13 protein-coding genes are annotated in these 11,991 nt (G+C 69.9%); 8 read left to right on the top strand and 5 right to left on the bottom strand.

Annotation, left to right across the window (positions count from 1 at the left end):
• The first annotated feature begins 95 nt into the window (after positions 1-95).
• The 7 genes from OO014_RS05095 (at position 96) to OO014_RS05065 (ending at position 6,049) form a co-directional block, all read left to right on the top strand.
• Positions 96-911: a DUF6498-containing protein gene (locus OO014_RS05095; RefSeq protein ID WP_272461198.1), complete on the top strand. Its 816-nt coding sequence runs from the start codon at positions 96-98 to the stop codon at positions 909-911.
• Positions 912-939: 28 nt separating this feature from the next.
• Positions 940-1,458 carry a DUF4395 domain-containing protein gene (locus tag OO014_RS05090; RefSeq protein WP_272461197.1) on the top strand — a complete coding sequence of 173 codons (519 nt, stop codon included), beginning with the start codon at positions 940-942 and terminating at the stop codon, positions 1,456-1,458.
• Positions 1,459-1,605: 147 nt separating this feature from the next.
• On the top strand, positions 1,606-2,088 hold the full coding sequence (locus OO014_RS05085) for a LysM peptidoglycan-binding domain-containing protein (protein ID WP_272461196.1): 483 nt from the start codon (positions 1,606-1,608) through the stop codon (positions 2,086-2,088).
• Positions 2,089-2,257: 169 nt separating this feature from the next.
• Positions 2,258-3,511 (top strand): ATP-grasp domain-containing protein, encoded by a 1,254-nt coding sequence (locus OO014_RS05080; protein ID WP_272461195.1) that lies wholly within the window; start codon positions 2,258-2,260, stop codon positions 3,509-3,511.
• 97 nt (positions 3,512-3,608) lie between these two features.
• Positions 3,609-4,541 (top strand): diacylglycerol/lipid kinase family protein, encoded by a 933-nt coding sequence (locus OO014_RS05075; RefSeq protein ID WP_272461194.1) that lies wholly within the window; start codon positions 3,609-3,611, stop codon positions 4,539-4,541.
• Positions 4,534-5,367, top strand: coding sequence for a phosphatase PAP2 family protein (locus OO014_RS05070; RefSeq protein ID WP_272461193.1), 834 nt, complete (start codon positions 4,534-4,536; stop codon positions 5,365-5,367). Before OO014_RS05075 ends, OO014_RS05070 begins: the two co-directional genes overlap by 8 nt.
• On the top strand, positions 5,357-6,049 hold the full coding sequence (locus OO014_RS05065; RefSeq protein WP_272461192.1) for a phosphatase PAP2 family protein: 693 nt from the start codon (positions 5,357-5,359) through the stop codon (positions 6,047-6,049). Before OO014_RS05070 ends, OO014_RS05065 begins: the two co-directional genes overlap by 11 nt.
• 96 nt (positions 6,050-6,145) lie before the next feature.
• Here OO014_RS05065 and OO014_RS05060 read toward each other — a convergent pair whose 3' ends face one another.
• The 5 genes from OO014_RS05060 to OO014_RS05040 form a co-directional block, all read right to left on the bottom strand.
• A complete protein-coding gene (locus tag OO014_RS05060) occupies positions 6,146-6,934 on the bottom strand; it encodes a DUF1206 domain-containing protein (RefSeq protein WP_272461191.1) in 789 nt (262 codons plus the stop codon).
• 108 nt (positions 6,935-7,042) lie between these two features.
• The gene (locus OO014_RS05055; protein ID WP_272461190.1) at positions 7,043-7,771 is read right to left on the bottom strand and encodes an HAAS signaling domain-containing protein; all 729 of its coding nucleotides are present in this window, start codon (positions 7,769-7,771) and stop codon (positions 7,043-7,045) included.
• On the bottom strand, positions 7,768-8,115 hold the full coding sequence (locus tag OO014_RS05050) for a PadR family transcriptional regulator (RefSeq protein ID WP_272461189.1): 348 nt from the start codon (positions 8,113-8,115) through the stop codon (positions 7,768-7,770). The genes OO014_RS05055 and OO014_RS05050 overlap by 4 nt, the downstream gene beginning before the upstream one ends.
• A gap of 51 nt (positions 8,116-8,166) precedes the next feature.
• Positions 8,167-10,713, bottom strand: a complete 2,547-nt coding sequence (locus tag OO014_RS05045; protein WP_272461188.1) for a DEAD/DEAH box helicase — start codon at positions 10,711-10,713, stop codon at positions 8,167-8,169.
• 91 nt (positions 10,714-10,804) lie between these two features.
• Positions 10,805-11,587, bottom strand: coding sequence for an IclR family transcriptional regulator (locus OO014_RS05040; RefSeq protein ID WP_272461187.1), 783 nt, complete (start codon positions 11,585-11,587; stop codon positions 10,805-10,807).
• Positions 11,588-11,637: 50 nt separating this feature from the next.
• Here OO014_RS05040 and OO014_RS05035 point away from each other — a divergent pair.
• Positions 11,638-11,991 (top strand): MFS transporter (locus OO014_RS05035; RefSeq protein ID WP_272461186.1); only part of this gene is annotated, 354 nt, incomplete at its 3' end.

Genomic DNA, 11,991 nt, shown 5'->3' with positions numbered 1-11,991 from the left:
CGAAGCAGGCTTGACGACACGACCACCGAGACGTTTCCAGCGGCTCCGCGTTCCTGCTCGGTGGTCCTGCTGGTGTTCCTGCTCGGTGTTCCCTGATGGTCCTGCTCGTCGCCGTGGGACACCGGCTGACCGGTGAAGGCTCGCCGCGCCGAGAGTCCGTGGCTGTGGCAGCATGGCTGGCCGTGGCCCTCCTCCTGCGGATCCTCGGTGTGGAGCTCATGGTGCGGCTCGGGCGGCGACTGCCGGCGTCCGCGTCGCGCCTGCTCAGCGCGGTCGTGCTCGTCCTCGCGAATCTCCTTCCCCTCTGGGCGGTCTACGAGGGCCGTTTCGGAGTGGGGGACGCGCTCCTCATCTACTGGTTCGAGAACGTCGTCGTCTGGTTCACGACCATGGTCCGCCTCCTGACCGTCCGGGATCCTGCCCATGCGAGCCGGGCCCGATCGTGGGTGACCGGTGACCGGGGACGGGCCCGGTTGTTCGCCCTGCGCTTCGGTGCCTTCACCGCGATCCACGGCGTGCTGTCCGGAGTCCTGATCGCGCAGGTCGGCCTGCAGGGTCGGGCGCTCGACTGGGTCGCTGCTGCGGCCCTGATCCTCTTCAGTCACGCGCTCTCGCTCGGGCTGCACTGGTTCGGGCGTCAGGAACGGACGCGGGCGACCGCCGACTGGGCGATGGTCGCTCCGTACCCGCGGATGCTGGCCCTGCACATCACGGTCATCGGTGGCTTCCTCCTCATGGGTGGGCCGACGGAGGCAGCGGCCGTCGGCCTGTCGGCGGTCACTCTGCTGATGAGCGGGAAGCTGCTCATCGACCTCGGTTTCCACGTGCTCGAGCACCGCGGGCCGAGCGGGGAGCCGGCCTGGCGGTGGGCGCCGTCGTCCAGCGTCCGCAGAGCGGGACGCATTTCATAAGTCGCCATTATGCAACGCATAATGAGGCATGACTTTCTCGCGCTTCCCGTCGGTCGTGGACGAGGTCACGGTCCGGCTCATCGCCGGGGTGGTCCTCGTCCTCACGACCGTGACCCTGGCGACGCAGCAGTGGTGGCTCCTCTCCGTGCTCGCGATCGACTTCACGCTCCGCGCCGTCATCGGCCCGCAGGTGAGCCCGATCGCCCGGCTCGTGCAGGGGTGGGTCCGGCCCCGCGTCTCGGCCCCCAAGCGCCCGACTGCGGGTGCGCCGAAGCGGTTCGCCGCCTCGATCGGTGCGGTTCTCACCGTCGCCGCGACTGCACTGTGGCTGTTCCACGCGTCGACCGGGTCGGGCAGTGCGCTCGTGGCCGTGGTGGCGATCACCGTCGTGATGGTGGTCTTCCCGGCCCTGGAGTCGGTCCTGGGCCTCTGTGTCGGGTGTGTCCTCTTCGGCCAGCTGATGCGGCTCGGGCTGGTCCCGGAGGACGTCTGCCTCGACTGTGCCGACATCACCCGTCGCGCCCGGGTCGCCACGCTCTCGTCCTGACTGCCCACGTCGGCCCCAACGCAGCCCGATCTGTGCTGGTGGAGCAAATCGTCCCACCCCAAGTCCCCTTCCGTCTGCTGATGCGGATAGCGTCAAAGGCCAGCGCCGTGGCAACCGGCCCGCGTGCGAGCAGATGAGAGGACCCCCATGGGATTTCTGGACAGTCTGAAGGACGCCCTCGGTATCGACGACGACGACAACGCCGTCGAGGAGGCCAAGAAGGCCGCCGACGAGGCCGCTGCCAAGGCCAAGGAGGCCGAGGAGAAGGCCAGGACCGAGTCCGCCGAGAAGGCTGCGCAGGCCAAGAAGGAGGCCGACGCTGCTGCCGCCGTGGCCAAGCAGAAGGCCGAGGAGGCCAAGGCCGCCGCGGACGAGGCGGCTGCCCGCTCCGGCAAGCCGGCGCCGCAGGCCACGCCCGAGGCGGTCAAGCCGGCGGAGAAGCCGGCTCCGAAGCCCGCTGCCAAGCGCGACGAGCCCAAGCACCGCAAGTACACGGTCAAGAAGGGCGACACGCTGAGCGAGATCGGCGAGCGCTACGGCGTCTCCTGGCGCGAGATCGCTCGGATCAACCACATCAAGAACCCGGACCTGATCTTCCCGGGCCAGACCTTCATCATCCCGGAGGACTGAGCGTCCTCCTGCACCAGACCATCCCTCCACTGCCACCGAGGGCCCGGCCACCGGCCGGGCCCTCGGTCGTTCGCTCCCGGACCCAGCTCGGCACCCGGGGCAGCTGCGGGCGTCAACCGGCCCAGCGGCATACGGCCCGATCTGTTGACAGCCCTGCGAGGATCGGGGCATGGCCGGCACGCGCACCCACGTCATCGGACTGCTGCTCGGGGCTGAGGAGGACTGGCCGACCGCCTTCGAGGCGCTGCTCGGACTCGTCGGGCCCATCACGACCGACGACGGGGTGACCCACGAGCTGACGTCCGAGCGGCTCACCATCGAGCCCTTCGATCTGCGCCAGCCCGTGCGGACCGAGCTGGTCATCGACCGGCTGGCGCACTGGTACTACCACCCGCGCGAGTGGCTCAAGAAGGCCGCGCTGGTCGACGGCACCTACCTGCTCAACAGCCCCTTCACCTTCCAGTCGATGGAGAAGCACAGCGCCTACTGCGCGTTGATGCGGATGGGGCTCAAGGTGCCGCGCACCATCCTCGTGCCCTACAAGAACCCGGTCGACAACGTCCGCTGGGCCTACACGAGCGCCAAGTACAACCGGCCGTTCGACCTCAAGCAGATCGCCGGCAACCTCGGCTACCCGCTCTACATGAAGCCCTTCGACGGGGGCGGCTGGCGCGGCGTCTCCCGGATCGACGACGAGCAGGACCTCGTCCGGGCCTACGACGAGTCCGGCGAGATGCTGATGCACCTGCAGGCGACGATCGACTACGACGTCTTCGCCCGCGCGCTCTCCATCGGTCCCGAGACGATGGTGATGAACTTCCGCCCGGACGAGCCGATGCACAACCGCTATGCGGTGAGCCACGGGTTCCTCAGTCCTCGTGCTGGCCACGAGACGGCAGCGATCAGCCGGATCGTCAATGCGCTGTTCGGCTGGGAGTTCAACTCGTGCGAGATGCTCGTCAAGGGCGACGAGGTCTATCCGATCGACTACGCCAACGCGTGTCCCGACGTGGCCGTGACGTCCTTGCACTACTACTTCCCCTGGGCCATCAAGGCCCTCGTCCGATGGTCGGCCTACTGCCTCGTCACCGGCCGGCGCGCCACGGTCGACCTCCAGACGCGCCGGTACTTCGACATCGCCGACCGCGACGACCTCAACGAGGCGGGGAAGCTCGACGCCTACCTCGCCCTCGCGGATGAGCACTTCGAGACCGAGGCCTACCAGCAGTGGTGCGCGCGTCACCTCGGGCACCTGGACGCGGCGGCCCTCGAGTGGTTCAAGAGCGACGACTTCACCCGCATGCTCCGTCGCACCGTCGAGACAACGTATCCAGAGCACGAGAGAGAGCTGTTCATGGCCCACTTCCAGGGCCTCATCGGGCTCTGGGTCCGTGAGGAGGAGTCCCGGCTCGCCGTCGGTTAGGTCGTATGCCGCTGGGCCGGCTCCCCGGGGAGTGTGACCACGGCGGGTCGCCGGGGTACGTCATTGCTGCTGGACCCCTGAGCGAGGAAGATGCAGCATGCCGGAACCCCGAGGGCGACTGACCGTCGTCTACAACCCGATCAAGGTCGAGGACCTCGACGCCGACCGTCGCGTCGTCGCCGAGGCGTGCCGCCGGCACGGCTGGGACGAGCCGCGGTGGATCGAGACCACGGCGGAGGAGACCGGAGAGAAGCAGGCCCGCGAGGCAGTCGAGGCCGGCGCGGACGTCGTCGCCACGCTCGGTGGGGACGGCACCGTGCGGGCCGTCGCCACGGCGCTGGTCGGCACCGACGTCGCGCTCGGCCTGCTGCCCGGCGGCACGGGCAACCTCCTTGCCCGCAACCTGGACCTGCCCGTCGACTCGACCGAGCACGCCATGGGGCCGCTGCTCAGCGGGACCGACCTGCGCCTCGACGTCGGGTTCGTCACCGCGGACGACGACGCCGAGGAGGTCTTCCTCATCATGACCGGCCTCGGCTTCGACGGCGAGATCATGGCCGGGACCAACGAACGGGTCAAGGGCCTCCTTGGCTGGCCGGCCTACCTCCTCGCGGGTGCCCGGAACCTGCTCAACCGCGGGTTCACCGTTGAGGTGGCGTCCAGCGGAGCCGACGGAGTGACCGGTGCACCCGGGGACGCGCTGCGGCGCCAAGCGCGGAGCGCCATCGTCGGCAACTGCGGCATGCTCCAGGGCGGGATCGACCTCATGCCCGACGCGGACTACCGCGACGGCATCCTCGACGCCGTCGTCATCGCCCCGAAGGGCGCCTTCGGCTGGGCCTCCGTCGTGGCCGACGTCAGCACTCGCCACCGCGTCGGCCACAAGCGGCTGGACCGGCTCCGCGGAAAGGAGTTCACCATCCTGGCTGACCGTCCCATCGAGGCAGAGATCGACGGCGACCCCATCGGCCCGCGGACCCGCCTCGCCGTCCGCATCGAGCCGAGCTCACTGGTGGTGCGCCATGCCTGACCGCCTCCCGAACCAGGTGAACCACGTGTCGGCGGACGCCACCGGCCACCCCACCGCGCTGGGGCACGAAGCGCGCCCAGCGGCATACGGCCGGGGGAGACGGATGCTCAAGGCGGTGGGCTACGGCCTGCTCTTCGCCGTTCCCGTCACCCTGCTGGCGTTCGTCGTGCGGCAGAAGTTCCTGCCCGTCATCGAGCTCGACGAGGCGGCCATCACCGCCGCGACCGACGTGACCCGCGACAACGACGCGCTCTTCCGCTTCCTCGTCATCTGGCAGGAGATGACTCAGCCGAAGTGGCCCTACATCGCCGCCACCATCCTCTGCATCGTCATCTGGCGCCGGCACCAGCTGAAGACCCGGGCCATCTGGGCGTTCGTCACGATGATGGTCGCCTGGAACCTCCAGCTGGTCCTCAAGGTGGTCGTCCACCGGGCCCGGCCCCATGTCAGCGACCCCGTCTCGCACGCCCCTGGCTACAGCTTCCCGTCCGGCCACGCCGCCAACGCCGCGGCCATCGCGACCATCGTGACCCTGCTCGTCTGGCCGGTGCTGTCCCCCCGGGCTCGCCGGATCACCGTCGCCGTCGCCGTCGCCTATCCGCTGATCACCGCCGCCGACCGCGTGTTCCTCGGTGTGCACTTCCCCTCCGACGTCGTGGCGGGGCTGCTCTTCGGCAGCGGACTCGGCGTCGCGTCGTATCTCGGCTACCTCGGCTGGAACCCCACGCAGCACCACGCCCCACCGCCCCCCGAAGGCACCGCTGGCCCCGAGCCGCACGAACTCAACCCCCGACCCCCTGTAGAAAGTGACGACGATGAGCGTTGACCTCCACCGCTGGCAGCGAGATGAGTCGAAACCCAGTGCGCGGGAGGCCTGGCGCGACGCAGCGGCACGGGTCCTCGCCCCGAGCATCGCCCTCTTCGCCGTGATCGTGGCGACCGGCTGGCTCATCATGGGACCGTTCGGCGGTCTCGAGGGCGAGACGGCCGTCAACCGGGAGCTGCAGGAAGGTCGGTCCCGCACCGCCATGTGGGACACCACGACCGACATCTGGTCCCGCCTCGGCAACACCGAGATCATCATCGGCACCTGTGCCGTCATCAGCCTGATCATCCTCTGGCGCACCCGGCAGTGGTGGTACGCCGTCATCCCGGCCATCGCCATCTCGATCCAGGCGACCGTCTTCGTGATCGCGGCCTGGGTCGTCGGGCGCGAGCGCCCGGAGGTCGAGAAGCTCGACCCGGCGCCACCGACGTCGAGCTACCCGAGCGGGCACGTCGGCGCTGCCACGGCGCTCTACCTCAGCTTCGCGCTGATGGCCCAGCGGATCGAGCGGACTTGGCTGCGCCGCCTCGTCACCGCGGTGTGCATCCTCGTGCCGATCCTGGTGTCCTACGCGCGGCTCTACCGCGGCATGCACCACCTGACCGACGTGCTGCTCGGCGTGGTCAACGGCGTCGTCTGTGCCCTGCTCGCCTGGCACTGGCTGCGTCGGCGTCGGGACTGAGGTCCCGCCGCTGGGCCCCGCGCCCGAGCACGACAGAGCCGCGCCGGTCAGACCGGCGCGGCTCTGTGCGTGGGGGTTCCGGGTGGGGTGGCTGCGTCAGACGCGAGCCTTCTTGGCGCGGACGAAGGAGTAGATGCCGAAGGCGATGAAGCCGAGGGCCACAATCGTCAGGAGCCACTGACCGGCCGGGGCCTCGAGGATCGTCTTCATCGCGCCGTCGAGGCCGGTCGCCTCGTCAGGGTCGTTCTCGAGGGCGGCGACGACGAAGAGGCCGCCGACGACCATGAGGGCGACGCCCTTGGCGATGTAGCCGAAGCGCGCCAGCTTCTCCACGGCCGGGCCCGGGTGCTCGACCAGGTCGGAGAGGAACTTGCGCTTCCAGCCCTTGTGGACGTGGTAGATGCCGACACCGATCATGATGAGGGCGACGAGCACGACCAGACCGGTGCCGAACGGCTGGCTCATCAGGCTGGCGGTGAAGTCGGAGGACTGCTCCTTGCTGGAGGAGGAGGAGCCTCGCGCGAACTCGAAAGCCGTCCAGGCGAGGGCGAAGTAGACGACGGCCTTGGCGGCGTACTTGGCCCGATCCTTGGCCTCCCCGTGGGTGATGACGGCCTCGATGACGTGCCAGAGGCCCAGGCCCAGCCAGCCGACGACCCCGATCCAGAGGACGACGCGTCCGAGCATGTTGGACGCCATTGCGCCGAGCGCGCCGGACTGGTCGGCACTGCCGGACGAGCCGAGCCCCCAGGCGAGCTGGAGGGCGATCCAGCCGATGACCAGGTGCAGCAGGCCGTTGACCGCGTAGCCGGCCCGAGCCGCCATGAGCAGCGCATCCTGGTTGCCTGCCTCGCGCGCCGCATGCTTGACGCTGTATCCGTCCATGTCTCCCTCATCTTCCACGTGCCGCGGTTGCGGCGTCTGAAGACACCTCTACCCCGTGGGAGAGCCTGCGCGCCACGAATGGGCGCAACGCGCCGTGCAGGTCACGGGTCAGCGAGCGGCCGAGGCCCGGCGGCGGGCGGAGACGGTGAGCCGGTAGAGCAGCCACCCACCTCCCGCGACGACCAGTGTCAGTACGGTCCACGCGGAGACGACCATGCCCGTCGGCCCCCCGAGCGACCAGCCGAGGCTCGGTCCCGCGGCGAAGAGCAGAGCCGTCACGGGGACGACCAGCAGGTGGGTCACCTTCTCGCGCGCGGTCCACAGGGCCGAGAAGCCCACGAGCAGGGCGATGACGATCCACAGGGGCAGGGCCACCAGCCCGCCCGCGAGTGCCGCTGCGATGCTGCTCCCTCCCATGGTGCGCACGACGGTCTCCCCCCCGGAGGTGGTGCTCGACTCCTCGACCCAGCCGACACTCGAGCCGACGACGAGGATGACGAGGAGCAGGGAGAGGGCCTGCAGGAGCGCGACGACCACGGGGACCCAGGCCCGGCTCGTCAGGGGGACGCGGGTGGCGGATCGATCGTCGGCTGGTGCAGCCCGGTCGGCGTAGGCGGCCTGGGCGATCACGTCAGGTGGACCGAGCTCGGTGAGCACCGCAGCCACTGCTGCGTCGTCCTCCTGAGGGGACCCGTGGGGTCGGTCTCCCAGGGCCTCCTCGATGTGCTCTCGCACTCCGGCCAGCACCTCGGCGCGCTCGCCTGGCTCCAGATCGCCGAGCATCCGGCCGAGGTCGTCCAGGTAGCGCGCGACGGCGGGGTGGGTGGTGACGTTCATCGTGTCTCTCCTTGGGTGAGCGCCGCGTCCACCGCGTCGCGGAAGGGGGTCCAGGCACGGGCGAAGGCTGCGACAGCCGCCCTTCCCTGGTCGGTCATGGCGTAGTACCGGCGTGGGGGACCGCTGGGCGACTCCTGCCAGGTCGTCTCGACGAGGCCGGCCCGCCGCAGCCGGGCGAGGAGGGGATAGAGGGTGCCTTCACTGGCCAGCAGCACCGAGTCAGCGGTGAGCCTGCGGGCGATGTCGAGGCCGTAGAGCGGCCCGTCGCCCAGCATGGCCAGCACGCAGTACTCGAGCGCCCCTCGGCGCAGATGGGTGAGGATGGCTTCCTGACCGGGTACCATGCTTCACAAGGTACCCGGCGACGCAGTTGCTCCGCAAGGGATTCGGTGAGATCAGCCGCCGAGGCGCTCGAAGCCCGTCACGGTGAGGACCGCGGCCCCGACCTCATCGCTCGCCGCGAGGTCGATCTCGGCGGTGATGCCCCAGTCGCGGTCGTCGTCCGGGTCGAGGACGACCTGCCGCAGCCGCCACGTCGTCGGCAGCTTCTCGACCTGCAGCAGCCCGGGGGAGCGCGCCTCCTGGTCGGTCGCGATGGAGTCGTGCTCGTCGTAGTAGGCGCCCAGCGCGTCGTTCCAGGCCTCGGCGCTCATGACGACCTTCTGCGGCGGGTCGGTCAGCTCGGCGACGCGCGCCTCGAGCTCGCCCAGCGCCTCCCACTGGTCCCGTGCGGCGAGCTCGACCCGGTGGAACATCGCATTGCGGACGAGCACGGTGAAGGCGCGCTCGTTGGCGGTGATGGGCCGGGCCGGAGGAGTCACGTCTGCACCTCCTCGCGCGAGGGCCTCCGTGGGGTTGACGAGGTCCTCCCACTCGTCGAGGAGGCTCGAGTCGGTCTGGCGCACGAGCTCGCTGAGCCACTCGATGATGTCCTCGAGCTCGTCCGTCCGGTGCGTCTCGGGGACGGTGTGGCGCAGCGTCCGATAGGCGTCGGTCAGGTAGCGCAGGACGAGCCCCTCCGACCGGGACAAGCCGTAGGCGGAGATGAACTCGTTGAAGGTCATGCCGCGCTCGTACATCTCGCGCACGACGGCCTTGGGCGAGAGTGCGTCGGTCGAGACCCAGGGGTGGGTGCGCCGGTAGGCGGCGAGGGTGACCTCGAGCAGATCGGCGAGCGGCTTCGGCCAGGTGACCTCCTCGAGCCGCTCCATCCGCTCCTCGTACTCGATGCCGTCGAGCTTCATCGCCGCCACGGCTTCACCACGCGCCTTGTACTCCTGCGCCCAGAGGACCTGGCGGGGGTCCTCGAGGATGGCCTCGATCACCGAGACGATGTCGCGGGCGTAGGTCTCCGACTCCGGGTCGAGCGTGTCCATCACGGCGAGCGCGAAGGGCGCGAGCGGCTGGTTGAGCGCGAAGTCGCGCTGGAGGTCGATCGTGAGAGCGTGACGCCGACCGGACGAGTCCGCCGCCGGCAGCCGCTCGACGACGCCGGACGTGAGCAGCTCCCGGGCGAGCACGAGGGCATGGCGGCCGAGCCGGCGCTGGTCCTTCTCCTCGTGATGGCTCTCGCGGATGAGCCGCACGGCGTGGGCCACGGGGTTGCCCTCGCGGGCCAGCAGGTTGACGAGCAGGGCGTGCGACATCCGCAGCCTGGGCTGCAGGGGCTCGGGCTCGGCCGTGACGAGCCGCTCGAACGTGTCCCTCGACCAGTTGACGAAGCCCTCGGGCGCCTTCTTGCGCTGGACCTTGCGCTGCTTCTTCGGGTCGTCGCCTGCCTTCTCGACGGCACGGAGGTTCTCGATGACGTGCTCGGGGGCTTGCGCGACGACCCAGCCGCGCGCGTCGAAGCCCGCACGGCCGGCCCGCCCGACGATCTGGTGGAACTCGCGGGCCTTGAGGAGGCGCTGCCTCGTCCCGTCGAACTTGGTCAGCCCGGTGAGCAGGACGGTGCGGATCGGGACGTTGATGCCGACGCCGAGGGTGTCGGTGCCGCAGATCACCTTGAGGAGGCCGTCCTGGGCGAGCTGCTCGACGAGCCGGCGGTACTTCGGCAGCATGCCGGCGTGGTGGACGCCGATGCCGTGCCGGACGAGGCGCGACAGGGTCCTGCCGAAGCCGGCGCCGAACCGGAAGCCGCCGATGCGCTCCGCGATGGCATCACGCTCCTCGCGGGAGGTGATCCGCACGGCCACGAGGCTCTGGGCCCGCTCCAGGGCGGCCGCCTGGGTGAAGTGGACGACGTAGATCGGGGCCCGATCCGCGTCGAGCAGCTCCTCGATGGTCTCGTGCAGCGGCGTCTCCGCGTAGGAGAACTCGAGCGGGACCGGTCGCTCGGTGCCGGTGATGACGGCGGTGGAGCGTCCGGTCCGGCGGGTCAGGTCGTCGCGGAACATCGTCACGTCGCCGAGGGTCGCGGACATGAGGATGAACTGCGCCTGCGGGAGCTCGAGGATCGGCACCTGCCAGGCCCAGCCGCGGTCCGGCTCGGAGTAGAAGTGGAACTCGTCCATGATGACGAGGCCGATGTCCGCCGCCGCGCCCTCGCGCAGGGCGATGTTGGCGAGGATCTCCGCGGTGCAGCAGATGATCGGTGCGTCGGCGTTGACGGAGGCGTCGCCGGTGATCATGCCGACGTTGTCCGCCCCGAACTGGGCGCACAGGGCGAAGAACTTCTCGGAGACGAGGGCCTTGATCGGCGCGGTGTAGAAGGAGACGCGGTCCTCGGCGAGCGCCGTGAAGTGCGCGGCGCTCGCGACGAGCGACTTCCCCGAGCCGGTGGGCGTCGAGAGGATGACGTTGCTCCCCGAGAGCACCTCGAGGAAGGCCTCGTCCTGGTGCGGATAGAGCGTCAGTCCCAGGTCGGTGGACCACTCCGTGAAGACCTCGTAGAGGCGGTCCGGATCCGGGTCGGCTGGGATCCGCTCGCTGAGGTTCTTCACCCAGCGAGTATGCCGCTCAGCTCGGGTCGGCGCGAACCGCCAGGGCGCGCTCGAGCAGGGTGAGAGCGTGCTCAGCCATTCCCCCTACCCCTCAGGACCAGCGGCGCTCGGCGTGGAGCCGGCCCTCGAGGTCGTGCTCGATGTCTCGGGTGGCCAGGGCGAGCGCGCTCACGATGTCGACCAGGCGGTCCTCCTGGAAGCGCACCGTCGGCATCGAGACCGTCACGGCGGCGCTGGTCCGCTCGCCCACCCGCAGGCCACGGCCGATCGCGGTGACCCCCGTCTCCGTCCGGTCGCGGTTGATCGCGAAGCCACGGCGCCGGACGACCTCCAGCTCCCGCTCGAGCGCCGCCACGTCCGGACGCTCGGCCTCGCGACCCTCCCACCGCTCTGGCGCGTAGAGCTCGGCGCGCTCCTCCGGTGAGAGCTCGGCGAGCATCGGCTTGCCCCCTGAGGTCAGGTGTGCGGGGAAGACCATGCCCTCGCGGTTGCCGACCCGGAACGTCTCCCGGGACTCCACGGAGGCGATGAAGCGCACGTAGTCGCCCGCGAGGACCATGACGTTCGCCGACTCTCCGACCCGGTCCACCAGCACCTGCAGGTGCGGCATCGAGACATCCCGCAGGACCGCCGTGTGGTCGCTGCCGCCGGCCTCCAGCGAGATGACGGGTCCCGCGTAGTAGCGACGGTCGGGCCCCTGCCGGGCGAAGTCCCGGTAGACGAGCATTGAGAGGAGCCGGTGCGCGGTCGACCGGGCGACGTCGAGGCGGCGCGCGGCCTCGGTCACGCTCTGCGGGCCCTCGACCTGCAGGATCACGGCAAGCTGGAGCGCGTGGTCCACACTCTGGAGCGCGTAGTGCGGCTTGTTCTTCATAGCAGAATCCTCTGTTCTCTGATGGTGAACTTAACTCACCATCTCTTCTCATGGCAACGACGCCCCTGAATCCTCCAAATCTCGCCACCACGCTCCGGACGCGCCCCGCGTGGCTCGTCACGCTCCTCTGCTGGCTCATCGTCGTCTTCGACGGCTACGACCTGATCGTCTACGGGACGACGATCCCGGCCCTGCTCGACGAGCCCGGCTGGGCGCTCACCCCGGCCACGGCCGGTTTCGTCGGGAGCCTGGCCTTCGCCGGCATGCTCGTTGGCGCCCTGGGCGCCGGCTACCTCGCGGACCGGCTCGGCCGACGACGCACCATCCTCTGGTGCACGCTGTGGTTCTCCCTCTTCACGGCGCTCTGTGCCGTCGCCACCTCACCCGAGGTCTTCGGACTCTTC

It is taken from the genome of Intrasporangium calvum (assembly GCF_028446585.1).
Taxonomy (GTDB): domain Bacteria; phylum Actinomycetota; class Actinomycetes; order Actinomycetales; family Dermatophilaceae; genus Intrasporangium; species Intrasporangium calvum_A.
Note: the sequence above shows the minus strand (reverse complement) of the source record. Positions and strands in the feature narration are given on the sequence as shown.

What these genes read in the sequence shown, in the direction of transcription:
- OO014_RS05095 (WP_272461198.1), top strand. Translation starts at nt 96, where the DNA reads ATGGTCCTGCTCGTCGCCGTGGGACACCGGCTGACCGGTGAAGGCTCG.
- OO014_RS05090 (WP_272461197.1), top strand. Translation starts at nt 940, where the DNA reads ATGACTTTCTCGCGCTTCCCGTCGGTCGTGGACGAGGTCACGGTCCGG.
- OO014_RS05085 (WP_272461196.1), top strand. Translation starts at nt 1,606, where the DNA reads ATGGGATTTCTGGACAGTCTGAAGGACGCCCTCGGTATCGACGACGAC.
- OO014_RS05080 (WP_272461195.1), top strand. Translation starts at nt 2,258, where the DNA reads ATGGCCGGCACGCGCACCCACGTCATCGGACTGCTGCTCGGGGCTGAG.
- OO014_RS05075 (WP_272461194.1), top strand. Translation starts at nt 3,609, where the DNA reads ATGCCGGAACCCCGAGGGCGACTGACCGTCGTCTACAACCCGATCAAG.
- OO014_RS05070 (WP_272461193.1), top strand. Translation starts at nt 4,534, where the DNA reads ATGCCTGACCGCCTCCCGAACCAGGTGAACCACGTGTCGGCGGACGCC.
- OO014_RS05065 (WP_272461192.1), top strand. Translation starts at nt 5,357, where the DNA reads ATGAGCGTTGACCTCCACCGCTGGCAGCGAGATGAGTCGAAACCCAGT.
- OO014_RS05060 (WP_272461191.1), bottom strand. Translation starts at nt 6,934, where the DNA reads ATGGACGGATACAGCGTCAAGCATGCGGCGCGCGAGGCAGGCAACCAG.
- OO014_RS05055 (WP_272461190.1), bottom strand. Translation starts at nt 7,771, where the DNA reads ATGAACGTCACCACCCACCCCGCCGTCGCGCGCTACCTGGACGACCTC.
- OO014_RS05050 (WP_272461189.1), bottom strand. Translation starts at nt 8,115, where the DNA reads ATGGTACCCGGTCAGGAAGCCATCCTCACCCATCTGCGCCGAGGGGCG.
- OO014_RS05040 (WP_272461187.1), bottom strand. Translation starts at nt 11,587, where the DNA reads ATGAAGAACAAGCCGCACTACGCGCTCCAGAGTGTGGACCACGCGCTC.